The organism is Janthinobacterium sp. GW822-FHT07H10 (assembly GCF_058798675.1).
The window spans coordinates 698,345-722,157 of the sequence record NZ_JBXAKS010000001.1 but is presented as its reverse complement, the minus strand read 5'-3'; the positions used below and the strand labels follow the sequence as shown (position 1 = coordinate 722,157).

Here is a 23,813-nt window from a genome sequence, read left to right as displayed (position 1 = left end):
CTCCATGAAACCGGCTGACAACAAGATCTATCTGGCGTCCAAAAGTCCGCGCCGGCGCGAATTGCTGCGCCAGATCGGCATCGATTTCGAATTGCTGCTGCTGCGCAGCGATGGCCCGCGCGGCGCCGACGTCACCGAGGAAGTCCTCGCCGGCGAGTCGGCGCTCGATTACGTGGCGCGCGTGGCGAATGAAAAAGCCGCCTTCGCGTGGGACCTCGTGCGCCGCCGCCACCTGATCGCGCGCCCCGTGCTGGCCGCCGACACCACCGTCACCATCGACGGCGTCATCCTCGGCAAGCCGGCCGACCGCCTTGAGGCCGTGGCCATGCTGGAGCAGCTGTCGGGCCGCACGCATCAGGTGCTGACCTCGATCGCCGTCCACTACAAGGATTTCGCCGAGCAGCGCACGCAAGTGTCGCAGGTACGCTTCGGCGTGCTCTCGCCCGCCTCGATCGCCGCCTATTGCGCCACGCCGGAACCGTACGACAAGGCCGGCGCCTACGGCATCCAGGGCAGCGCCGCGCTGTTCGTCGAGCATATCGAAGGCAGCCATTCCGGCATCATGGGCCTGCCCCTGTACGAAACCGCACAGTTGCTGAGACTAGCAGGTTTGCCCCTGCCCTGAAGACAGGTATGATGTCATTCGTTGCCTCCACTCCCGCGCCTACATGAACGAAGACATCCTGATCAATATCACGCCGCAAGAAACCCGCGTCGCCCTCATCCTCCAGGGCGCCGTGCAGGAATTGCACATCGAGCGCACGCTCACGCGCGGCCTGGCCGGCAATGTGTATTCCGGCAAAGTGGTGCGGGTGTTGCCGGGCATGCAGTCGGCCTTCATCGACATCGGCCTGGAACGCGCGGCGTTTCTGCACGTGGCCGACATCTGGGAAGCGCGCGGCCACGACGGCCAGAACGCCACACCCGCGCCCATCGAAAAAATCCTCTTTGACGGCCAGGTGCTGACGGTGCAGGTGATCAAGGATCCGATCGGCACCAAGGGCGCGCGCCTGTCGACGCAGATTTCCATCGCCGGGCGCATGCTGGTGTACCTGCCGCAAGACAAGCACATCGGCATTTCGCAGAAAATCGAAAAGGAAGCGGAGCGCGAACAGCTGCGCGTGCGCCTGCAAAGCCTGCTCCCGCCCGACGAAAAAGGCGGCTACATCGTGCGCACCATGGCCGAAGACGCCTCCGACGCCGACCTGAAGGCGGACGTCGACTACCTGAGAAAAACCTGGGCCACGATCACGCACGGCGCCCGTACGCGCCCGGCCACCAGCCTGCTGCACCAGGACTTGAACCTGGCGCAGCGCGTGCTGCGCGACTTCGTCGGCGACGAAACGGCCACCATCCAGGTCGATTCGCGCGAAAACTACGTGAAATTGCGCGAATTCGCGGAAATCTACACGCCCAGCGAACTGACGCGATTGCAGCACTACACGGGCGAACGCCCCCTGTTCGACCTGTACGGCGTGGAGGAGGAAATCCTGCGCGCGCTGGGCCGCCGCGTCGACCTGAAATCGGGCGGCTACCTGATCGTCGACCAGACGGAAGCGATGACCACCATCGACGTCAACACGGGCGGCTTCGTCGGCGGGCGCAATTTCGCCGACACGATTTTCAAGACCAACCTGGAAGCGGCGCACGCCATCGCGCGCCAGCTGCGCCTGCGTAACCTGGGCGGCATCATCATCCTCGACTTCATCGACATGGACAATGCCGAGCACCGCAACGCCGTGCTGGCCGAGCTGAAACGCACCCTGTCGCGCGACCGCACCAAAGTCTCGGTGAGCAATTTCTCGCCGCTGGGCCTGGTGGAAATGACGCGCAAGCGCACGCGCGAGTCGCTGGCGCACATCCTGTGCGAGCCATGCCCGGCCTGCGCCGGCAAGGGACAAGTCAAAACCTCGCGCACGATCTGCTATGAAATCCTGCGCGAACTGCTGCGCGAGGCAAAACAGTTCAACCCGCGCGAATTCCGCATCCTCGCCTCGCAGGAAGTCGTCGATCTGTTTTTGGAAGAAGAATCGCAGCACCTGGCCATGCTCGGCGACTTCATCGGCAAGAAAATCTCGCTGCAGGTGGAAAACGCCTACCACCAGGAGCAATACGACGTGATTCTGATGTAGGCATGCCAGGCAACACCACCTTCTGGCGCGACCCGGCCCTGCCCCATGTGGAAAGCCGGCGCGCCTGTCGCAGCCGCGCATGCTACAAGCCGCACAGCCATCCCACGTACTCCATCGGCGCCGTCGACGCGGGCGGCAGCATCTTTACGGGCAGCAAGGACGGCGAGGTCGCGCTTGGCAATGGCAGCCTGGTGCTGGTGCCGGCCGGCTGCGTGCACGCCTGCAATCCCCTGCCCGACACCCACTGGAGCTACCAGATGCTGCACCTCGACGCGCAGTGGCTGCATACCCACGTGCCGCGGCTCGATGCAAGCAGCGCCAGCGTGCTGCACGAACCTGCCCTGTATGCGCAGTTCTGCGCCGTGAATGCGCTGCTGTTCTCGCCCGCATCCCCGGCCGCCAAGCAAGAGGCCCTGCTGGCCTTGCTACACGCCTGTGCCGACGCCAGCGGGGCAATCCCCCTCCCCTCGCACGCTGCCCGCATCCCGATGCAACTACGCCCGGTAGTGCAGCAGCTGCAGTCTCAACCGCTGGCCAGCCTGGCGCAACTGGCCGAACTGGCCGGCATGAGCCGCTACCAGCTGATCCGTGCCTTCCGCGCCGCCACCGGCATGACGCCGCATGCGTACCAGCTGAACCTGGGCGTCAACCGCGCGCGCAGCGGCTTGCAGGCGGGCAGCGCCCTGGCCGACATCGCCTGCGAGCTGGGGTTTGCCGACCAGAGCCACCTGCAGCGCGTCTTCAAGGCGCATGCCGGCATCACGCCGGGACGCTATCGCGGCTGAAGCGCCTGCAATTTTCTTCAATACACACCGGAGCATCCCCCCGCATACTCGCGCATCGCCATTGCCGGAGTCGCGTTTCATGCAGGATTTTCTCCTTATCGCCGCCGCCCACTTCCTCGCGCTGCTGTCGCCGGGGCCCGATTTTTTCCTCGTCGCCCGCAGCGCGCTGGCGCACGGCTGGCGCGGTGCCATGCCAGCGTGCATCGGCATCGCACTGGCCAATGGCGTGTTCATCGTGGCGGCGTTTGGCGGCGTCGCCGTGCTGCATCCGGGCAGTCCCCTGTTTATCGCCGTGCAATTGGCGGGCTGCGCTTATCTGCTGTACCTCGGCGGGCTATTCCTGCGCCATGCGGGCGCCACGACGCTGACGGCAGCGCCGGCCGCCACGCCCGGCAAGGCGCACTGGCGCAACGGCCTGGGCATGGGTTTCCTGTCTGCCATCCTGAATCCGAAGAATGCGCTGTTCTACGCGAGTCTGGCGTCCGTCGTCGCCAGCCGGCAAACGGGCAGCGGCTCGGTCGCGCTGTATGGCGTGTGGATGGTGTGTGCGGTGCTGGCGTGGGACATGGCGGTGGCGCTGGCCATCGGCAATGGCGCGCTGCGGCAGCGCTTTGCGCGCGCCCTGCCGAGCCTGGAACGCCTATCGGGCGCCGTGCTGATCGTGCTGGCGGTGCTGCTGCTGGTAAATGTCGCCAGCAGCAGTGTCTGACGGATCAGGCCGGTAGCGGATCCAGGTAAAACACGGCGTACACTTTCAACGGCGTGGTTTCCGTGGCTTTTTCCGAACGCACGACGGAGCAGTCGTCGGCGGCCAGGCTGCGCCAGTTCTGGATGCCGGCCTTGGCGAACATGGCGTGCGCGGGAGCGTTGGCGGCCAGGTCCAGCACCAGGCAGGCGTTGCGCGGGCCGGCGCCGTAGTTGACGGCGCGGATCTCGATGCCGAAGGTCGTCATCCACGGCTCCCACAAGCCTTTTTCCTTGCCGGCCGCCATGCGCTCGAGCATGTCGCCGAAGGTCAGGCCTTTCTTGACGGTGTCGCGCAAGGCGGCCAGCGACGGCGCCAGGCGGGGATCAGGCTGCTTGTTGCCGGCGCGGATCTCGGCGATCGCCTTGAGTTCCTTGATGATGGCCGCGTCGCGTTCCGTGTAGTCGCGCATGCGCGCGTAAAACTCGGCGTCGAGGAAGGGATTGACGGTCAGCTTGGCGACGCCCTCTTCGCGGCGTTTGGGGGAAGGCGTGGTGGTTTTAGTCATGGCGGTAGAGGGCAAGAGAAACGATGAGGGGCGCCAGTTTAACATCATGACGCGCCGACGGCGGCGTCAGCGCCGCTTTAATGTTGCGCCTGGCGGGTGCGGGACGGCGCGGCGGCGGCGCGCGCACCGGGCGGCATGAAGTCACGCCGCGGCCCGAACAGGAAGACGGCGCCCGCATACAGTCCCGCCAGGGGGAAGCGCACCTCCTTGAGCAACTGGTGGAAAATGGCGATCGACTGCGCGCGGGTGACGGCGATGTCGGCGCGCCACTGGCACAGCACGTCATGCACGAGGCTGGCATGATAGGTCGCCGGCAAGCCCAGGTGCTGCGCACCATCGGGCGTGCCCACATAAAACAGGCCAAGCACGCTGATGCAGGGCGAACAGCCATCCCAGGCGTAGCCGGCGCGGATGCGGATCGCCGATTCGCGTATCGTCACCCACTCGTTTTCAAACTCTATGCCTTCAAGCAAGGGCGAGCAATAGCCATAGTCGCTGCCCAGCGCATAGCGCCAGGCGTTGCCGGGCATGCCGAAATTCTTCGGCATCAGCGGCTCCCCTGCCGTGCTTGCCGCCGTGGTCGCCTGTATGTCGTCTGCATGGCCTTGTCTTGATCATTATCAATATCAAGATTTAAACATACTCCGGCAAAAGAAGGGCAACAAGCGGCAAGCTCAGGCGCGCGGCGGCGCCGTCGACTCGCGCACCACCAGTTCCGGCTTCAGGCGCACGTCGAGCACGGAAGCGTCGGGCGAGTCGATGGTCTGCAGGATCAGGCGGGCCGCCTCCGTGCCGATGCCGTGGTGGCGGATGCGGATGGTGGTCAAGGGCGGGCGGATCATGTCCATGTACGGCATGTCGTTGTGCCCCACCACGGAAATGTCCTCAGGGCAACTTAAACCGAGCTCCATGATGGCATCGTAGCAGCCGATGGCCACCAGGTCGCTGCCGGCCACCACGGCCGTCGTTTGCGGCGACTGGCGCAGCAGTTCCAGCAGGGCCGCCTTGCCGCATTCGCGCGAATAGCCGCTGCTCTCGAAGACAAACGCCTGCGATGGATCGAGTTCGCTGGCCTGGATGGCGGCCAGGAAGCCCAGGCGGCGCACATGGCCCGTGGACAGGTTTTCCGGACCGGCAATATGCGCGATATGGCGGTGGCCCAGCGCCAGCAAGTGCTCGACGGCCAGGCGCATGCCGACGACGTCGTCGCTGACGACGCACGAAGCGACGCCCGTTTCGTCGCTGCGGTTGACGGTGACGACGGGCACGTTCTGGTCGATGCACATCTTGATGACGGGATCGTGGCGGCGCGCCGTGGCGAGGATCAGGCCGTCAACCTGCTGCCCCAGCAGGCGGTTGATGACGAACAATTGCTCTTCTTCGTCGGCCCCCACGTTGGCGACGATGGCCAGGTAGCCGTGCTTGCGCAAGCCTTCCTCGATGCCCAGCAAAATCGGTGGAAAAACAGCGTTAGTTATATCAGGCAAGACCACGCCGATGATGCGCGACTTGCGCGTGACGAGGGTCGAGGCGGCCCGGTTCGGCCGGTAGCCGAGCCGCCCCGCTTCGGCCAGCACGCGCGCGGCCACCTCCGCGCTGACCATTTGCCGCGTTTCCGGGTTCATCACGCGCGAGACGGTGGAGAAATGCACGCCGCTGGCCCGCGCTACGTCGCTTAAGGTGGGGTTCTTGTTTGTCATGGGCTTCCCGGATCGCAATACGGTGATTTTATCGCAGAAATCCCCCATGACGTCAAAAACCGAGCAAACGCTTGCATTAAAAATGAAGCTGCTGCCAAAGCGCTTTTCATGCGTTTGTCACAAATAGAGCCTTGACAGCGTGCAAACGCTTGCATACCATGGCTCGGACTTACCACTCGGGCCACCGATGCCCCTCCCAGAATTCTTATGTCTACTTCCCACAGCAAGCACGCCGAGCAGAACGGCGAAACCTTCAACCTGAAAGAAGCCGCCCTCGCCTATCACGCACAACCGCGCGCAGGCAAGATTTCCGTGACGCCAACAAAACCGCTGGGCGACGCCCGCGCCCTGACCCTGGCGTACTCGCCGGGCGTGGCCTTTGCCTGCGAAGCCATCGTGGAAGATCCACGCACGGCCGGCACCTACACCTCGCGCAGCAACCTGGTGGCCGTGATCACCAACGGCACGGCCGTGCTGGGCCTGGGCGATATCGGCCCGCTGGCCAGCAAGCCCGTGATGGAAGGCAAGGCCTGCCTGTTCAAGCAGTTCGCCGACGTCGACGTGTTCGACATCGAGCTGGCCGAGAACGATCCCGACCTGTTCATCGACACCGTGGTGCGCATGGAGCCGACCTTCGGCGGCATCAACCTGGAAGACATCAAGGCGCCCGACTGCTTCTACATCGAGCAGCAATTGCGCAAGCGCATGAACATCCCCGTCTTCCACGACGACCAGCACGGTACGGCCATCATCGTCGCGGCCGGCATCCTGAACGGCCTGGAACTGGTCGGCAAGGATATCGGCAACGTGAAAGTGGCCGTCTCGGGCGCGGGCGCCGCCTCGATCGCCTGCCTGGACCTGCTCGTCTCGCTGGGCCTGAACAAGTCGCTGCTGAAAGTGTGCGACAGCCAGGGCGTGATCTACCCGGGCCGTGACGCCAGCATGGAGGAGAACAAGGCGCGCTACGCGAATGACACCAGCGACCGCGACCTGGCCGACGCCATGGTCGGCGCCGACATCTTCATCGGCGTCTCGAAAGGCGGCGTCGTCAGCGCGCAGATGGTCGAATCGATGGCCGCCAAGCCGTTGATCTTCGCCCTGGCCAATCCGCATCCGGAAATCGCCCCGGAAAAAGTGCATGCCGTGCGCGACGACGCCATCGTCGCCACCGGCCGCTCGGATTATCCGAACCAGATCAACAACGTGCTGTGCTTCCCCTACATCTTCCGCGGTGCGCTCGACGTCGGCGCCACCACCATCAACGAAGAGATGAAGCTGGCCTGCGTGCGCGCCATCGCCGCGCTGGCGAAGGAACCGCTGCCGGGCCACACCACCAGCGCCCTGACGCCGCTGCAGCTGATCCCATCGCCATTCGACGAACGCCTGCGCAGCTGGGTAGCACCAGCCGTGTCGCAAGCGGCGATCGCCACCGGCGTGGCCACCCGCGTACCTGCGGGCGCCTGATCCGCGAAGCAGGGCCTTCCTGCCTTGTCAAAATAACAGCAAGTTACCATTGCTTACAAAAAAACCATGGCTGAAAACCATGGTTTTTCTCGTTTCCCCCTTGGCACCGCCCAAACAGTTATCAACAAGCAAATTACTGCAGGGCATTTTTGCATGAACCTTCGATTACAATGACGTCTACTTTATGTTGCTACAGTTGCCACATTGGCGACGACGTGCGTTAACAAGGATATTCATGCTCGGCCTGACTTCTGTTTGTGTATTTCTTTTTTCGGCATTGGCGCTGGCTGTCACCAGTGGATATTCACTCGGCGCCTTGGTTCTCCTGCTTGCCAGCACCTACCTGCTCTGGAAACGTCCTCGCCTGAATCTGCAACGCCGGGATTATCTGATGCTGGGCACCTTGCTGCTGTACTTCTTCATTTTTACAGCCAATATGCTGTACCACGCCGATCCGACACGCGAACTCGACATGCCGCTGCGCGCGCTGCTGGCCGCCCCGGTGCTACTGTTACTGCTCGCCTACCCTCCCCGTCCCGCAGCGTGGTGGAGTGGCATTGCCATCGGCGCCATCAGCGGTGCCGTTCTGGCTTCCTGGCAAATCCTCGTGCTCGAGATGTATCGCCCGCAAGCGGCAACCAGCAACGCCATTCACTATGGCAATGTCAGCATACTGCTTGGCATGCTATCCCTATGCGGCCTGGGCTGGGCCCGCGCCCAGCGTCGCCACCTGGCGTGGAGCATATTGCTGCTGGCCGGCGGCCTGGCTGGCATCGTCGGCTCCATCATCAGCGTCAGCCGCGGAGGCTGGCTGGTGTTGCCAGTCTGCGGTTGTCTTTTTTTGTACTATTACTCGAAGGGCCGGGGCGCACGCTACCTGGCCGCCCTGATGGCGGCACTCCTGATGGTTTCCACAATCGCCTACACCCTGCCGAAATCCCGCGTACCGGAACGCGTAGCGCTGGCGGTTAACGAAATAAAACAGTTTCAGGACAGCGACAATGTGACCACGTCTGTCGGCCAGCGCATGGAAATGTGGCGCACGGCATGGGCCTTGTCAGGCAACAATATCTGGCTCGGCATGGGGCGCAGCGGCTATCTGGCGGCGAAGCAACAACTGGCAGACGAGGGTAAAATGGACAAGGGCATCAAAAACTACACCAATGCCCACAACGAATATCTGGATACCCTGGTCAAACGCGGCATCATTGGCGTGCTAGCCCTGCTGATGCTATTCCTCGTGCCGCTGGCCCTGTTTGCCCGCCCCCTGCGCCACGGTGCCGCTCCAGCCCAGCCATATGCGCTGGCAGGCGTGATACTGTTTACCTGCTACATGATTTTTGGCCTGACGACGAGCTCGCTAACCTTGAACATTGGCATCATCATGCTCGTCTTCCCGATGGTGATACTGTGGTCCATGCTGCGCCATCAAGAGCGCACTGCCTGAGTTCGTATTCCACTTGACTATTTTTGCCTTGCCTGCCAGGAATCACACCGATGCTCACGCCCGACCTGAAGCGCCTCACTGCGCTACACGCGCCTTATAAAAAACACCTGGCCCTGGCCCTGCTGGCGATGGTCGTCACGGCAGCCACCGAGCCGCTGTTGCCGTATGCGCTCAAGCTGTTACTCGACAATGGCTTCGGCGGCAAGGTCGAGTTTTCCTACTGGCTGGTGCCGCTGATCGTGATCGGCATCTTTTTCATTCGTGGCGTGTCCACCTTTGCCAGCAGCTACCTGATGAGCTATGTCTCCACGCGCATCCTCAATGAATTGCGGCGCAGGATGTTTGCCAGCATGCTCAACCTGCCCATCGACTTTTACAACACGCATACGGTCGGCAAAGTCATCAATTCCATCATGTTCGAGGTACAGCAGATCATCGAAATGGTGACCAAGGTGTTTACGTCGATCGTGCGTTCCTCGCTGACCGTGCTGGGCCTGCTGGCTTGGCTGCTCTACCTGAACTGGGTACTGACCCTGGTCACCCTGGTGCTGCTGCCCCTCCTGACCATCGTCGTGCGCACCACGGGCAAGCGGCTGAAAAAACTCAACCGCGATACGCTGGCGGTCAACGCCGAACTGACCCAGGTCATCGAAGAGACTACGCGCGCGCAGCAAGTCATCAAGATTTTCGGCGGCCAGAACTACGAGAAGGCGCGCTTCGAGGAACGCGCCGAGCAATTGCGCCGCTACAGCATGCGCATGACCACCACTTTTTCCGCCACCGTGCCCATCACCCAGGTCATCACGGCCGCCGCCGTGGCCCTCGTGATCGTGATGGCCTTGTTCCAGTCGGAACAGGGGCAGATCACGGTGGGCGGCTTTGTTTCCTTCATCACGGCCATGCTGATGCTGCTGACGCCCTTGAAACAACTGGCCGAAGTCAATGGTCCCCTGCAGCGCGGCATGGCCGCCGCGGAAGAAGTCTTCCTGCTGATCGACAAGACGCCGGAACGCACGGGCGGCAAGCCGCTGGCTGGCCGCTGCAGCGGGCGCATCGATTTCAACGATGTCAGCTTTGCCTATCCAGGCCATCGGGAACTCGCCTTGCAGCACATCAATTTGAACATCGCTCCGGGACAGACGGTGGCCTTTGTCGGCATGTCCGGCGGCGGCAAATCGACGCTGGTGAGTCTGTTACCAGGCTTTTACTCGGCCAGCAGCGGGCAGATCTTGCTCGATGGTCAGAATATCGATGACATCGCCCTGACCAGCCTGCGCAGCCAGATCGCCATGGTCAGCCAGAACGTGGTGCTGTTCGACGATACGCTGGCCGCCAATATCGCCTATGGCGACGCGGCGCCGGACCGGCAGCGCGTCGAAGCGGCGGCAGCGGCAGCCTTCCTGTCGGATGTCATCGACGGTTTGCCCGAGGGCCTGGAAACGCGCCTGGGCGACAATGGCTCGCGCCTGTCCGGCGGCCAGCGCCAGCGCGTGGCCATCGCCCGCGCCATCTACAAGGATGCGCCCATCCTGATCCTCGACGAGGCCACCTCGGCCCTGGATACGGAAGCGGAGCGCGCCGTGCAGGCGGCGCTGGAGCACCTGATGCAGGGCAGAACCACCCTGGTTATTGCTCATCGTTTATCAACAATTGAACGTGCGGACCGTATCGTGGTATTGTCGCATGGGAAAATAATGGAAACCGGCAGTCACCAGCAATTATTGGATGCCAACGGTGCGTATGCCAATCTGCATCGCCTGCAATTTTCCCAGCAAGTGGTTTGACACCATCGAATGAATACCTGAAATCGTACTGATACATGACGCCCTTGATTCCCGCCGAACTTCTACAAAAGTCGGACAAAATTCTCTTCATCGCCCACCTGGCGCTGGGGGACTTCACCTATCTGCAAAATGGCTTTCGCGCCTTTGCCGCGGCCTATCCGCACATCCAGATCCATCTGTGGGTCGATGAAGTGCGGCGCACGGCCGATGCCAAACAATGGGAAAGCCTGCGCACCTACTCGCTGTACGACTGGGTCGAACAGTCCGGCTTCTTCACCAAGGTTTACCGCAAGACCTACAGCCCGGCACTCTACGACGAATCGCTGCGCGAGGCACAGGCGGAGCACTATCCGATTGTCGTCTCGCTGGCGCACATCCGTCCGCAACTGTATGCGGACCTGGCACGCATGATTACCACGGATGGCCTGGTCATTGGTACGCGCAAACCGTTCAGCCCGCTGCGCCTCTGGCATTACCTGGCCTATCGCAAGATCGACGCCGTGCTGTCATCCTATGCGGGCCAGGACGCGGGCGAACACCATATCAGCAGCGTGTATGCGGACTGGTTCCATCAACTGACGGGACTCGACATTCCCGTGGCGGAGCGCTATCCCTTCGTGCACATCCCCGACATCGCCTTGCAGCAGGCGCAAGCCCAGCTTGGCGATTGGGGCTTTGCCCCGCGCCAGGGGCCGCTTGTGCTGCTGAACCCGTTTGCCAAGTCGCACAAGCGCGGCTGGCCGCTGGAACGCATTGCCGAACTCATTACCCGCATGCAACAGCAGCCGAAATGGGCCAATGCCTGTTTCCTGATCAATGCCATGCCGCAGGATCTGGCCAAGGTACATGCCGTCGTGCAGGCGCGCGAACTGGCGCGCACGCAGGCCTTCAGCGCCGTCGACAACTTCTTCCAGCTGCCGGCGATGCTGGCGCAATGCGACCTGATTATTTCAGTGGAAACGTCCATCATGCACCTGGCGAATGCCGTGCATGTGCCCGTGGTGGCGCTGATGCGCAAGAAGAATCCGGAATGGGCGCCATTCGACAGCGCCAACAGCACCGTGCTGACGGTGGCGCGGCGCAGCGACTGGGTCAAGGCAATTTCAGTCGATCAGGTCTTGAAAGCGATCGCCTGAGCAGGCAACGCTATGCGGTGGGCAATTTACTGATACGCACCAGACCGGCTTTGGCCGGATCCTGAGCATCCCCGCGCCACACACGCAAAGAGGCGCAAACGCCCCTTCCTGTCATGGCTGGCGCGAGTCCCGGCACTAAGCGTCGGACGCCAGCGGCAAGCGCACTTCCACCAGCAAGCCCTGGCCGCCGCTGGCGCGGTGCAGCTGGATCGTGCCGCCATGCTGCTGCACCACCGAGGCGACGATGGACAAGCCCAGGCCGCTGCCTGGCTGCGCCTGCTGCGGCGCGCGGAAGAAACGATCGAAGACGCGCTCGTACAGGGCCGGCGCGATGCCGGGCCCCTGGTCGGCCACGTGCAGCACGGCCTGGCCCCGCTCGGCATGCAGCGACACGGTCACGCTGGTACCGCGCGGACTGTACTTGATGGCGTTTTCCACCAGGTTGTCGATCAGCGAGACGAGGCTCTCGCGCTGGCCGGGCACGCGCAGCGACACGCTGGCCTGCAGCTCCAGTTCGATTCCGCCCGCCTGCGCCAGGCCGGACAGGGCAGCCAGGCGGTCCTGCAGCAGGACGTCGAGCGCCTGGGGCCGACGCTGCTCTCCCGCTTCCGCCTGCACCTCGCTGCGCGTCAGTTGCAGCAACTGTCCCACCAGGCGCGCAGCCCGGTTACCGCTGTTCAAGATACCATCGAGCAACTCCTGCTGGCGCGGGTCGCTGGCCTGTCCCTGCAAGGCCTCGACATTCACGCGCATGGCAGCCAGCGGCGTGCGCAGCTCATGCGTGGCATCGGCGATGAAGCTGCGTTCACGCGCGGCGCTGGTGCCCACGCGCTGCAACAGCGCATTGATATTGTCGACCAGCGCGGCCAGTTCGCCATGCGGCGGCTTGAAGGTCAGCGGACGCAAATCCTGCGGCCCGCGCGCCGCCACCTCCTGCGCCACCTTGCGCCATGGCCGCATGGCCAGCCGGATCGACAGCCAGGCCGGCAGCAGCAGGAAAGGCAGGCTGATTAACAGCGGCAACAGATAATAGCCGTGCGAATTGATCGTGATAAAAAACTGCCAGGCTCCGCCCACTTCCAGCACGGTCACGCGCGTCGTCCCCTCGACCAGGCTGCGGCTGCGCCAGGCCTGGCCCTTGATGTACACCACCTCCATCTGCTCGGGACCGGCGCTGCGGATGCCGCTGGGCGCATCGGGCGATTTATAGACCAGTTCGCCATTGCGCCAGACCAGGATGCGCGGCGCCACTTCCGGCACTTGCCCCATCTCAAACTCCTCGCGCAGCGCCTCGTCGATCGCGCGCAAGCTTTGCTGCTGGCGCGCGGGCTGCTCGGCCAGGTTGTCGGCCACGCTGATAATGGCGTGCAAGACCCCGCGGCTCACATTGCTGGCCTCGCCGGCGCCCTCGAACAGTACATAGGCCACGGCCAGGCTCCACAGCACGCTCAGCATCAGCATTTGCGCGACCATCAGGCGGCGCACCAGCGTGGGCCGGCGCAGCATGGCCCAGAAACGGCCCATCATGCACCGGTGCCCGGCTGCGCGGGCGACTCGCCCTGCTGGTCGATGACATAGCCGACGCCGCGCACGGTACGGATATAACCTTCGCCTATCTTGCGGCGCAAGTTGCCCATATGCACATCCAGGGTATTGCTGGCATTGGCCAGGCCGCCCGGCAGGATATGCTCTTCCAGCACGCGGCGCGTGATGACGCGGTTGGCGCGCATCAGCAAGGTTTTCAGCAAGGCATATTCGCTGGCCGTCAGCTCCACGGGCCGGCCATGCACGCTGACGCGGCGCGTGGGCACTTGCAGCAGCAGGCCGCGCAATTCGATGGTGTCGCCGTCGAAGCCATAGCTGCGGCGCGCCAGCGCGCGCACGCGCGACAGCAGCTCGGCCAGCACGAACGGCTTGACCAGGTAATCGTCGGCGCCGCCGTCCAGGCCCCGCAGGCGCTGTTCCAGCGTATCGCGGGCACTGAGGATCAGCACCGGCAGGCGCGCCGCGCGCAAGCGGGCCAGCAAATCGAGGCCATCGCCGTCCGGCAGGCCCAGGTCCAGCAGCACCAGCTCACAACTGTCGTGTTCGATGCTGCGCGCCGCGTCTTCCAGGCTGCGCACCCAGACCACCTGCATGCCCTGGTCGCGCAGGGCGATGCGCACGCCGTTGCCCAGGTCCATGTCGTCTTCTATCAGCAGTATTTTCATAAGCGCTATTAGACCACCGCAAGCTGAAGAATGGTTAAAGAACAAATCTTCATCCAATCTTCATATGGGGCTCATTTTTCCTTCATGGCACAGACCGATACTACTCGCTGTCAATCGAGCCACTCCGGACTCGGTTCTCCACCTGACGGAAAACTCCATGCACGCTCCTACTACCCTGTTGACTTCGCTGGCCCTGGCCTGCGGCCTGAGCTTGAACCCACTGGCCGCCTCGGCCGCCGAACCGGCTTCCCAAAATGTCTTCACCATCGGTGGCGGGGTTGCCGCCGTTTCCAGCTACTCCGGCTCCGACAAGCTGTCGGCCTCGCCGCTGATCATTCTCGACTACGCCATGGCCAATGGCCTTTTCATCAGCACCTCGCGCGGCATCGGCTATGGCGGCCAGGCCGGCCCCTTCAGCTACAGCGCCGCGCTCGGCTACCGCGGCAACCGCGAAGACCACAAGCGCAAGGGCGTCAATGGCTGGGGCGGCAGCGATTACCTGAAAGGCATGGGCGAAGTCAAAGGCAACGCCAGCGCCTTGCTGAGCGCCGGCTACTCCCCCCTGCCGGGCCTGTCGCTGAGCGTCACGAGCGATGTTCCCCTGTCGAACCGCGAAAACGGCGCGAATGTGCATTTCGGCGCCACGGGCCAGATTTACGACCGCGCCGACGCCAAGGGCGTGCAGCAAGACAGCGTGAGCGTCGGCGGACAGCTGGGCTGGGGCGAGCGCAAGTACGTGCAGACCATGTATGGCGTGACGGCGGCCCAGGCGGCCAATACCTCGTTCAAGCAATACACCCCAAAAGGCGGCTTCTATGAAGCGCAGGCCACCGTGAACTGGGAACACCGCTTCGATGCGCGCTGGGGCATCAATACCTTGGTCGGTGTCGAACACCGCCTGGGCGACGCGGCCAAGAGCCCCATCGTGAAACGCAAGACGGCGCCGATCGGCGCCGTGTATGTCACGTACCGCTACTAGACTTGGCGCTCCCCGAAAACGGCTGCCAGAAGAAAGGCTGGCGCGCCGTTTCGCCCATCCACACGGACCGGGGCATGGGGACGGTGGCACGGATTCTTTCCTGTAGCCATCTCTTCCATGCCCACGCGCACCAGTTGCATCATCCGTGCGCGCAACATCTAAATCGTTCGCATAGCGCCTTTAGCGCCAGCACCGTCCACATCATTCACCATGGAAAGTGCCTGATGACACAAGCCATTACCCTGCATGCTGGTCTCTCCAACATGCCCCCCGGTATCTCCCGCGTACGCGAGATGCTCAAGCTGCAACTGCGCGCGCGCTTGCAGCAGCGCCAGACACGCCTCTGGCTGCAACTGCTCAACTCCCACCCTGTCTTCGGCGAGTTGCTGCAAGCCTATCCGCGCCTGATGCACAAGGTCTATCGCCACTACCTGAGCAAGAACCTGTCTTGCCGCCAGCGCGTCGCCTTGCTGGTCGAACACTATCACTTCATCCTGCAGCAAGGCTGGGGCAAGCTGATGGCGCAGGCGGCGCGCGCGCCGGTACGGCTGGGGACGGTGCCGGGAAAATCCGGCGCCCCCTATCATCTGCAACTGTGTGCGCTGCAACCGATGGACCGCGAAGGCGAAATGGTCTTGCAACTGGCGCATGGCGATGACGTAATCTACTCGGTCGCGTTTACCTTCTTCGGCTCACGCGCCAGCATGGCAGTGGGTATCGGCTGCCTCCAGGGTCCGCGCGGCGCGGAAGGCTTGCACCGTGTACGCGAAGCCACGCGCGACCTGCACGGCATGCGCCCCAAGGCCCTGATGGTGCGCCTGGTGCGCCAGCTGGGACACGAACATGGCTGCCGCAACATGATTCTCGTAGGCAACAACAACCGCGCCGTGCACCATTCCGCCAAGAAAGGACGTTTGTTCGCCGACTACAATGCGCTATGGCAAGAACTGGGTGCGCAAGCCCGCAGCGACGGCGATTTCGAGTTGCCATGCGAAAACCTGCCCATGCCCGTCATGGAAGATCTTCCTTCGAAGAAGCGCTCGGAAGCACGCAAGCGCCACGCCCTGACACTGGCCATGATCGCCAGCCTGCGCAGCGGCCTCGACACCCATCGCTGCCCGGCTCAGGCCGCCATGGCCCGCCTGCCGGCAACAGCCAACGACGCGCGGCAGCTTGCCGATTTCGACGACGACTACGTTTCCAGCATCACCTGATTCCACGCTCCGCCCCATCGCAAGACGCCCCGCCCCCGCGTCACTGCATCGCCGGTGCTACCCGACGCCATCCCCTGCGGCACACGCCTACAACCCGTCTGCGCCACAATCCTGTTACGCTAGCACTATCGGTATGCACATCCGGTGCGCCGGCCCCCCCAACGCTTACAAGGAGGCAAGTCATGCGCGTAGACATCTACCGCCGGGCCGAACACGACGGCATTTTTTCCTACCTCGCGGTGCCAGAAGGAAAGATCATTCCGGAAGAAGTGACCAATACCGACTGGCAACTGGAAGTGCGCGCCAGCGAAGTGGACGACGATGCCCAGGCCTTGCCCAACTACCATATCGAACAGCCGCACCAGCAAATCGCCGCCAAGGGCTATGCGATCACCGGCCTGAAAGACATGTAAATGTAAAAAAGCCAAACCCGATTCGCATCCGGTTTGGCTTTGGTCGTTGCCTTGCGCTGCTACCGGTCAGTATTCGACCGCTACCTCTTGCGCGCCGAGCATCTGCTCGAGCGCCGTCTGCAACTCGTCCGAGGGCGCCACCTTCCACTCCTCGCCAAACTGCAGCACGCAGCTGACGCCTTGCGGGCTGACCCGCGCGGCGATCGGCAGGCCCGTCTCGGCGCGGTGCGGCATGATCACGTCGCGGATGCGCTTGGCATCCAGCGTGGCCGGCAATACCAGACCCAGCTGACGGCCATACTGCACGCGCGCGGCGATGATGTCGAAGGCGCTCTCGGCCGTAATGCGCAAGCCGCCCGAGAAACGGTCTTCCGACACCTTGCCGACGACGGCGAGGAATTCATCTTCCTTGAAGATTTTCCGGTTGGCATCGAACAATTCGCCATACACGGTCACTTCCACCGTGCCGCTCTTGTCGTCGAGCGTGACGATGAGGATCTTGCCGCGCTGCGTCATCTGCGTGCGCAAGCCCGTGATGACGCCGGCCATCATGCGCGGCTCGCGCGACGGCGACAGCTCCGACAATTTCGTGCGGGCAAAACGGCGCGCCTCGGGCGCATATGAATCGAACAGATGGCCGGACAGGTAGAAACCGAGGGCGATCTTTTCTTCCGTCAGGCGCTGCTTGTCCGTCCACACGGGCACCTTGACGTACTCGGGCGGCGCCACCATGTCGCTGTCGTCGCCGCCAAACAGGCTCACCTGGTTGGCTGCCTTGGCCGCCTGGTCGGCGCATTCCATGGCGAAGGCCACGGACGCCAGCAGGATGGCGCGGTCGACCTTCAGGCAGTCGAAGGCGCCGCTGCGGATCAGGGATTCGATGGTGCGGCGGTTGATCTGCTTCTTGTCCACGCGCTTGCAGAAGTCGAACAGGCTGGTGAACGGCCCGCCCGCTTCGCGTGCGGCGATGATGGCTTCGATGGCGTTCTGGCCCGAGCCCTTGACGGCACCCAGGCCGTAGCGGATCTGCGTGACCTTCTTGCCGCTGACGGACGGCGCCGCGCCGCTCGGCGTGAAGCGGTAATCGGATTCGTTGATGTCTGGCGGCAACAAGGTCAGCTTGCAGATTTCCAGCGCATCTTCCACCAGGATCTTGATCTTGTCCGTGTCGTCCATCGCCAGCGACAAGTTAGCTGCCATGAAGGCGGCCGTGTGGTGCGCTTTCAGGTACGCCGTGTGGTAGGACAGCAGGGCGTAGGCGGCGGCGTGCGATTTGTTGAAACCGTAGCCGGCGAACTTTTCCATCAAGTCGAAAATCTCGTCGGCCTTTTCCGCCGTCAAACCGTCCTTGGCCGCCCCCGCGCGGAAGATTTCGCGGTGCTCGGCCATCTCTTCGGCCTTCTTCTTGCCCATGGCGCGGCGCAGCATGTCGGCGCCGCCCAGCGAGTAGCCGCCGACGATCTGCGCCATCTGCATCACCTGCTCCTGATACACCATGATGCCGTAGGTTTCGGACAGAATCGATTCCGTACGCGGGTCGGGATAATCGAAGCGTTCGCCGTGCTTGCGCTTGCAGAAGTCGGGAATCAGGTCCATCGGGCCAGGACGGTACAGCGCCACCAGCGCGATAATGTCTTCGAAGCGGTCGGGACGCGCGTCTTTCAGCATGCCCTGCATGCCGCGCGACTCCAGCTGGAACACGGCCACGGTCTTGGCCTTGGTCAGCAAGTCGTAGGACGGCTTGTCGTTCAGCGGCAAGGTCGCCAGGTCGAAGTTCGCCTGCGCCGGATCGAGCTGCTTGATGTAGCGTACGGCGCGGTCGAGAATGGTGAGGGTCGTCAGACCCAGGAAGTCGAACTTCACGAGGCCGACGGCTTCCACGTCATCCTTGTCGTACTGCGACACGACGCCCGAGTCGCCGCCCTGCGTGTACAGCGGGCAGAAATCCGTCAGCTTGCCCGGGGCGATCAAGACGCCCCCCGCGTGCATGCCGATATTGCGCGTGATGCCTTCGACCTGCTGCGCCAGGTCCAGCAACTGCTTGACCTCTTCCTCGTTTTCCAGGCGCTCCTTGAGCAGCGGCTCTTCCTCGATGGCGTCGGCGATCGACACGGGCTTGCCCGGCTTGAACGGAATCAGCTTGGAAATGCCGTCGCAGAAGTTGTAGCCGAAGTCCATCACGCGACCCACGTCGCGGATCGCGCCCTTGGCCGCCATGGTACCGAAGGTGGCGATCTGCGAGACGGCTTCCTTGCCGTACAAATCCTTGACGTGCTGAATGACGCGGTCGCGCCCTTCCTGGCAAAAGTCAATATCGAAGTCGGGCATCGAGACGCGTTCGGGATTCAGGAAGCGCTCGAACAGCAGGTTGTATTGCAGCGGATCGAGGTCGGTAATGAGCAGCGAATACGCCACCAGCGAACCGGCGCCCGAACCGCGGCCCGGGCCGACGGGCACGCCGTTTTCCTTGGCCCACTGGATAAACTCGGCCACGATCAGGAAGTAGCCAGGGAACTTCATGTTGCAAATCGTGTCCGTCTCGAATTTCAGCCGCGACTCGTAGCGCGGGCGCTCCTTTTCGCGGCGTTCGGGATCGGGATACAGCTGGATCAGGCGCTTTTCCAGGCCCGCCTGCGATTCGGCGACGAGGAACTGGTCGATCGTCATGCCGTCCGGCGTAGGGAAATTCGGCAGTTGCGGCTTGCCCAGGGTCAGGGTCAGGTTGCAGCGCTTGGCGATTTCCACGGAATTGGCCAGCGCGGCAGGCAAGTCGGCGAACAGTTCCGCCATGTCCGCCTGCGACAGGAAGCGCTGGCTGTCGTTAAAACGCTTGACGCGCTTGGCGTTGGCCAGCATCTCGCCTTCGGCGATACAGGTCCTGGCTTCGTGGGCAATAAATTCCTCTGGGGAAATAAATTGCACGGGATGCGTGGCGACCACGGGCAAGCCCAGCTTGGCCGCCAGCGCCACCGCATGGCGCACCTGCGCCTCCTGGTTGGCCTGGCCGCCGCGCTGGATCTCGACATAGAAGTGGCCAGGGAAAATCTCGGCCCAGCGCTGCGCATTGCGCTCGGCCAGGGCCAGGTTGCCATTCTCGATGGCGATGCCGACGTCGCCGAAATGCGCGCCCGACAGCACGATCAAGCCATTCGCCGCGCTTTCGCCCGGGTACAGCTCATAGGTATTCGTCGCCAGCGCCTGCAACCACTCGATGCGCAGCTCGGCGCGACCCTTGTACTGGTTCGTCAGCCAGGCCGTCGACAGCAGTTCGCACAGCTGCAGATAGCCCATGCGGTTCTTCGCCAGCAACAACAGGCGCGACGGTTTTTCGCGGTTGTCGTCATTCGTGATCCACACGTCGACACCAACGATGGGCTTGATGCCCTTGCCGCGCGCTTCCTTGTAGAACTTGACCATGCCAAACAGGTTGGACAGGTCGGTGACGGCCAGCGCCACCTGCTTGTCCTTCGCGGCCGCCTTCACCACGTCGTCGATGCGCACCAGGCCGTCGACGATCGAATACTCCGAGTGCACGCGCAAGTGGACAAATGCGGGCCCTTGCGCAGCTTGCGGTGTCACGGCCGGAGCGCCGGCCTCTTGCATTACCATTTCCATCCTGTGTACCGTTTCGTGCAAAATTCAATGGGGTCTATTCTACCGCGTCGCGGCCTCCGACCGGCGATGCTGGCCCGGGCCGCGGACAAGAAATTCCAGCCATGCACGGCCGGCTGCCATGGCACAACGCCACATGCCGGGTATCCCGCCCGGCCCGCCGGGCTTATAATATCGGCTGTTCAGTCTAACCCGATCGCCATCATGCAAGTCTCTACCGCTGTTTCCACCGCCGCCAGTCCGCTGGCCGCTACGCCCGCCATCACTTTTGTCAATATTGCCGCGTATAAATTCATTACGCTGGACGATACGGAAGCCATGCGCCCGCTGTATCAGGCGCAATGCCTGGCGCTGGAACTGAAGGGCACGATCCTGCTGACGCCGGAAGGCATCAACATGTTCCTGTCGGGCACGCGCGAGCATATCGATACCTTTCTGGCCTGGGTGCGCAGCGACGCCCGCCTGGCGGACCTGGAATGGAAGGAAAGCCTGTCGAACGAGCAATCGCACAAACGCATGCTGGTCAAGCTGAAAAAAGAAATCATCACCATGCGCATGCCGCTGATCAAGCCGGAACTGGGCCGTGCGCCGTCCGTCGACGCGCACACGCTCAAGCGCTGGCTCGACGCCGGCGTCGACGATGCGGGCAAACCCGTGGTCATGATGGAAACGCGCAACGCGTTTGAAGTGGACGTGGGCACCTTCAACAATACGCTTGATTATCGCATCGACAAGTTTACGGAATTCCCGGCCGTGGCCGCCGCGCACAAGGATGAGCTGGAAGGCAAGACCGTCGTCACCTTCTGCACGGGCGGCATCCGCTGCGAAAAAGCCGCCATCCACATGAAGGAAATCGGCTACGACAGCGTGTACCAGCTCGACGGCGGCATCTTGAAATATTTCGAGGAAGTGGGCGGCGAGCACTACACGGGCGACTGCTTCGTCTTCGACTACCGCACGGCCCTGAACCCGAAACTGGAACCGACGGAAACAGTGCAGTGTTTTGTCTGCCGCGCCGTCGTCACGCCGCGCCAGCAGCTGGCGCCGGAATATGTGTATGAAGTGTCATGCCCGCATTGCTTTGACAACAACAACCATTAAATCTTCAGGGCTGCCACGCGCGGGGCAGGAAGCACCTCGCGCGCGGCAACCACTGCCTGGACTCAGGGCTGCCGGCAGGAGGCGATGATATCGCCGGCCATCTCCCTGGCAATGTTCATGCGAGAAAACTTGGCCACGAATTGTTCACGGCGCGTATCCTGGATCACGAGACGATCAAAGGCCGCGACCGCGGCATCTGCATCGCAGGGATAAAAAACCGCTGCATTCGGTATTTCCTCAGCAACAAATTTCGCTGCATAGCCATCCACCCCCGCCAATACCGGCTTCCCGCTGGCCCCGTACTCGAACAATTTCGATGGCAATACCTTCTTGAACGCATCGTAATCGTTCAAATGCACAAACAGGACATCCGCGGCCTGGTATGCCGCGATCAATTCCTGCCGCTTCATCGGCGGCAGGAAGGAAACGTTGTCGCTGCCAGCCTCGCTCAATGCACTCTCCAGCGCCGCCCGCCGCCCGCCATCGCCGATCACGGTAAACCGCGCGCGTCCGCGCAAGCGCCTGGCCAGCGCGGGCAAGATCAGATGCAAGCCCTGCCCTTCGCCGACATTGCCAGCGTAAACGATCGAAATAAGTGGCGCCACCGGAGTGGAAACGGCTCTGTCGCCCATTCCGATATACAGGAATTCATCGTCAATCCCGTTCGTAAAATACGAGAATTTCTGATCGGGATAACGGCTTGAGAAATAGTCGGCGAACCCTGCGGAAATCAGATTGACCTTGTCCGCACGACGGATCGTCCACTTCTCCAACAGGGAAAATACCGGCTTGGCGATCCCTGCCAGACGCTTGGGCAACACATCCTTGATGGTGTCGACGAAGATGTCGCGAATATCAAGGTATAGCGCAGCGCAACGATTCCTCGCGATCCAGGCTCCCAGCACGGCCGTCATCAGGCGCGACGAAGTCGCGCAGACCAGATCATACTCGGCTGATTTGGCCAGCTTGATTGCGCTGCGGGCAAAGGCAAGGAAAGCTTTCGACTGGTCCAGCATGCCGCTTTGGTGTGCAGGCAGGCCAATGCGCCGAATCGTCAAGCCGGCGTGCTCTTCAACTTCCGGCGCCACGGCCGAAAATTTGCTGTAGCGATTGGGCATGGTCGTAATCACATCGACATGCGAACCTGCCGGCAAGGTTGCCAGCAGGGCATCCGCCAGGGACGCGGCACGAAACGAACCTGGACACAGATCGGGCGTGTAATAAAAACTCAACAGCAAAACTCTCATTCCTCTTCCCTCTGTTCTACGCCAATGGAGCCTGGTAGCGACTCCATCCGCACTATGCTTAGGCGTAGGAGTTGCCGACGATGTCCAGCAGCGTCGCGCCAGGCGCCAGCTTGTCGTTAATTCCCTTGAAGTCGCTGTGGCGCACCAACAACACCAGGATATCGGCCTGGGCAAGCGCATCTTCGACGGAGACGAGCGCGTGCTGCGCAAGCGGACCACCCAGGGCCTCGATATTCGGCTCCACCAACAACAAGCGGGCGCCGGTTGACGCACCGAATTTTTCCGCGATGCTCAACGCTGGACTTTCACGCAAGTCATCGATGTTTGGCTTGAATGCCAAGCCAAGCATGGCGACCGTCAGTGTCGATTCAGGCCGTCCCGTCGCCACCAGCGCGTCAACCGCCTGCTGTACCTGCGCCAGCACCCATTCCGGCTTATGATCGTTGACCTCGCGGGCGCTACGGATCAAACGTGCCTGCTCCGGTGTCTTGTCGACGATGAACCATGGATCGACGGCAATACAATGCCCTCCCACACCGCAGCCCGGTTGCAGAATATTGACGCGCGGATGGCGATTGGCCAGGGATATCAGTTCCCAGACATTAATGTCGAGCTTATCGCTGATCAGAGAAAGCTCATTGGCGAAAGCAATATTCACGTCGCGGAAGGCATTTTCAGCCAACTTGCTCATTTCGGCAGTGCGGACATTGGTATGCAGCAACTCGCCCCGCACGAAGACGCGATACACATCGGCAGCCATTGCGGCGCAACGCTCTGTCATGCCGCCGATGATACGGTCATTGTCCACCAGCTCATGCACCACATTACCGGGAAGTACGCGCTCTGGGCAATATGCCACGTGCACATCGACGTCATGGTCCGCCGCACTGAGCGGGAAGCGCAGGTCAGGACGCGCAAGCTGCATCCATTGCAGCATTTGTTCGGTCGTACCAACCGGAGAGGTCGACTCGAGAATAATGATGTTGCCCTTTTTCAGCACCGGCGCGATCGATTCGGCTGCGGCCCGCACATAACTCAGGTCAGGCTCATGCACACCCTTGAACGGCGTAGGTACCGCGATGAGGAAGGCATCGGCGGCTTCCGGGCGGGTAGTTGCACGCAAGTATCCCTCGGTGACGGCAGCGTGCACCAGCATATCCAGTTCAGGCTCAACAATATGAATCTTGCCGGCATTGATGGTATCCACTGCGTGCTGACTGATGTCGACGCCGATTACCTTGACACCTCGCGACGCAAACATGGCTGCCGTCGGCAGACCGATGTAACCCAAGCCGACCACTGAAATAGTATTGATTTTTTTTTGATTCACTTGATA

19 protein-coding genes and 1 pseudogene are annotated in these 23,813 nt (G+C 62.4%); 12 read left to right on the top strand and 8 right to left on the bottom strand.

Features of this window, described 5'->3' with window-relative positions; genetic code table 11:
* The first annotated feature begins 4 nt into the window (after nt 1-4).
* The 4 genes from AC1RDJ_RS03275 to AC1RDJ_RS03260 all read left to right on the top strand — a co-directional run bounded on the left by AC1RDJ_RS03275 (nt 5) and on the right by AC1RDJ_RS03260 (nt 3,626).
* Nucleotides 5-625 carry a Maf family protein gene (locus AC1RDJ_RS03275; RefSeq protein ID WP_071322193.1) on the top strand — a complete coding sequence of 207 codons (621 nt, stop codon included), beginning with the start codon at nt 5-7 and terminating at the stop codon, nt 623-625.
* Between the two features lie 43 nt (nt 626-668).
* Nucleotides 669-2,132, top strand: coding sequence for a ribonuclease G (gene rng, locus AC1RDJ_RS03270; RefSeq protein WP_071322192.1), 1,464 nt, complete (start codon nt 669-671; stop codon nt 2,130-2,132).
* A gap of 2 nt (nt 2,133-2,134) precedes the next feature.
* Nucleotides 2,135-2,917: an AraC family transcriptional regulator gene (locus AC1RDJ_RS03265; protein WP_493026469.1), complete on the top strand. Its 783-nt coding sequence runs from the start codon at nt 2,135-2,137 to the stop codon at nt 2,915-2,917.
* A gap of 79 nt (nt 2,918-2,996) precedes the next feature.
* A complete protein-coding gene (locus AC1RDJ_RS03260) occupies nt 2,997-3,626 on the top strand; it encodes a LysE family translocator (protein WP_493026468.1) in 630 nt (209 codons plus the stop codon).
* A 4-nt stretch (nt 3,627-3,630) separates the two neighbouring features.
* On the opposite strand, the gene AC1RDJ_RS03255 is transcribed toward AC1RDJ_RS03260, so the two are convergent.
* The 3 genes from AC1RDJ_RS03255 to AC1RDJ_RS03245 form a co-directional block, all read right to left on the bottom strand.
* The gene (locus AC1RDJ_RS03255) at nt 3,631-4,170 is read right to left on the bottom strand and encodes a hypothetical protein (protein ID WP_289885076.1); all 540 of its coding nucleotides are present in this window, start codon (nt 4,168-4,170) and stop codon (nt 3,631-3,633) included.
* A gap of 77 nt (nt 4,171-4,247) precedes the next feature.
* Nucleotides 4,248-4,718, bottom strand: coding sequence for a hypothetical protein (locus AC1RDJ_RS03250; RefSeq protein ID WP_071322188.1), 471 nt, complete (start codon nt 4,716-4,718; stop codon nt 4,248-4,250).
* A gap of 126 nt (nt 4,719-4,844) precedes the next feature.
* Entirely contained in the window at nt 4,845-5,870 is a 1,026-nt protein-coding gene (locus AC1RDJ_RS03245; RefSeq protein ID WP_071322187.1) for a LacI family DNA-binding transcriptional regulator, read from the bottom strand.
* A gap of 207 nt (nt 5,871-6,077) precedes the next feature.
* Between AC1RDJ_RS03245 and AC1RDJ_RS03240 the strand changes: the two are divergent.
* From AC1RDJ_RS03240 to AC1RDJ_RS03225, 4 genes and pseudogenes are all read left to right on the top strand, one after another.
* Nucleotides 6,078-7,316, top strand: a pseudogene (locus AC1RDJ_RS03240) (malic enzyme-like NAD(P)-binding protein); the annotation flags it as partial.
* 253 nt (nt 7,317-7,569) lie between these two features.
* On the top strand, nt 7,570-8,781 hold the full coding sequence (locus AC1RDJ_RS03235; protein ID WP_071322185.1) for an O-antigen ligase family protein: 1,212 nt from the start codon (nt 7,570-7,572) through the stop codon (nt 8,779-8,781).
* Between the two features lie 50 nt (nt 8,782-8,831).
* Entirely contained in the window at nt 8,832-10,565 is a 1,734-nt protein-coding gene (gene msbA, locus AC1RDJ_RS03230; protein WP_071322184.1) for a lipid A export permease/ATP-binding protein MsbA, read from the top strand.
* A gap of 35 nt (nt 10,566-10,600) precedes the next feature.
* Complete coding sequence (locus AC1RDJ_RS03225) at nt 10,601-11,701, top strand: glycosyltransferase family 9 protein (protein WP_071322183.1); 1,101 nt, start codon at nt 10,601-10,603, stop codon at nt 11,699-11,701.
* 135 nt (nt 11,702-11,836) lie between these two features.
* Here AC1RDJ_RS03225 and AC1RDJ_RS03220 read toward each other — a convergent pair whose 3' ends face one another.
* Together AC1RDJ_RS03220 and AC1RDJ_RS03215 are read right to left on the bottom strand one after the other, a co-directional pair.
* Nucleotides 11,837-13,228, bottom strand: a complete 1,392-nt coding sequence (locus tag AC1RDJ_RS03220; protein ID WP_083411628.1) for a sensor histidine kinase — start codon at nt 13,226-13,228, stop codon at nt 11,837-11,839.
* Nucleotides 13,225-13,911: a response regulator gene (locus AC1RDJ_RS03215; RefSeq protein ID WP_071322182.1), complete on the bottom strand. Its 687-nt coding sequence runs from the start codon at nt 13,909-13,911 to the stop codon at nt 13,225-13,227. The genes AC1RDJ_RS03220 and AC1RDJ_RS03215 overlap by 4 nt, the downstream gene beginning before the upstream one ends.
* Nucleotides 13,912-14,068: 157 nt before the next feature.
* Between AC1RDJ_RS03215 and AC1RDJ_RS03210 the strand changes: the two genes are divergently transcribed.
* The 3 genes from AC1RDJ_RS03210 (at nt 14,069) to AC1RDJ_RS03200 (ending at nt 16,517) form a co-directional block, all read left to right on the top strand.
* Nucleotides 14,069-14,890, top strand: coding sequence for a MipA/OmpV family protein (locus tag AC1RDJ_RS03210; RefSeq protein ID WP_493026467.1), 822 nt, complete (start codon nt 14,069-14,071; stop codon nt 14,888-14,890).
* A gap of 224 nt (nt 14,891-15,114) precedes the next feature.
* Nucleotides 15,115-16,104 carry a VirK/YbjX family protein gene (locus AC1RDJ_RS03205; RefSeq protein ID WP_493026466.1) on the top strand — a complete coding sequence of 330 codons (990 nt, stop codon included), beginning with the start codon at nt 15,115-15,117 and terminating at the stop codon, nt 16,102-16,104.
* Between the two features lie 182 nt (nt 16,105-16,286).
* Nucleotides 16,287-16,517 (top strand): DUF6139 family protein, encoded by a 231-nt coding sequence (locus AC1RDJ_RS03200; protein ID WP_071322179.1) that lies wholly within the window; start codon nt 16,287-16,289, stop codon nt 16,515-16,517.
* Between the two features lie 66 nt (nt 16,518-16,583).
* Here the strand turns inward: AC1RDJ_RS03200 and dnaE are convergent, their stop codons facing one another.
* Nucleotides 16,584-20,132 carry a DNA polymerase III subunit alpha gene (gene dnaE / locus AC1RDJ_RS03195; RefSeq protein WP_493026465.1) on the bottom strand — a complete coding sequence of 1,183 codons (3,549 nt, stop codon included), beginning with the start codon at nt 20,130-20,132 and terminating at the stop codon, nt 16,584-16,586.
* 201 nt (nt 20,133-20,333) lie between these two features.
* Here dnaE and AC1RDJ_RS03190 point away from each other — a divergent pair, with 201 nt between their 5' ends.
* Nucleotides 20,334-21,230, top strand: coding sequence for a sulfurtransferase (locus AC1RDJ_RS03190; RefSeq protein WP_493026464.1), 897 nt, complete (start codon nt 20,334-20,336; stop codon nt 21,228-21,230).
* A 62-nt stretch (nt 21,231-21,292) separates the two neighbouring features.
* Here the strand turns inward: AC1RDJ_RS03190 and AC1RDJ_RS03185 are convergent, their stop codons facing one another.
* Entirely contained in the window at nt 21,293-22,477 is a 1,185-nt protein-coding gene (locus AC1RDJ_RS03185; protein WP_071322176.1) for a glycosyltransferase family 4 protein, read from the bottom strand.
* Between the two features lie 58 nt (nt 22,478-22,535).
* Nucleotides 22,536-23,807: a UDP-N-acetyl-D-mannosamine dehydrogenase gene (gene wecC / locus AC1RDJ_RS03180; RefSeq protein WP_493026463.1), complete on the bottom strand. Its 1,272-nt coding sequence runs from the start codon at nt 23,805-23,807 to the stop codon at nt 22,536-22,538.
* Nucleotides 23,808-23,813 lie beyond the last annotated feature (6 nt).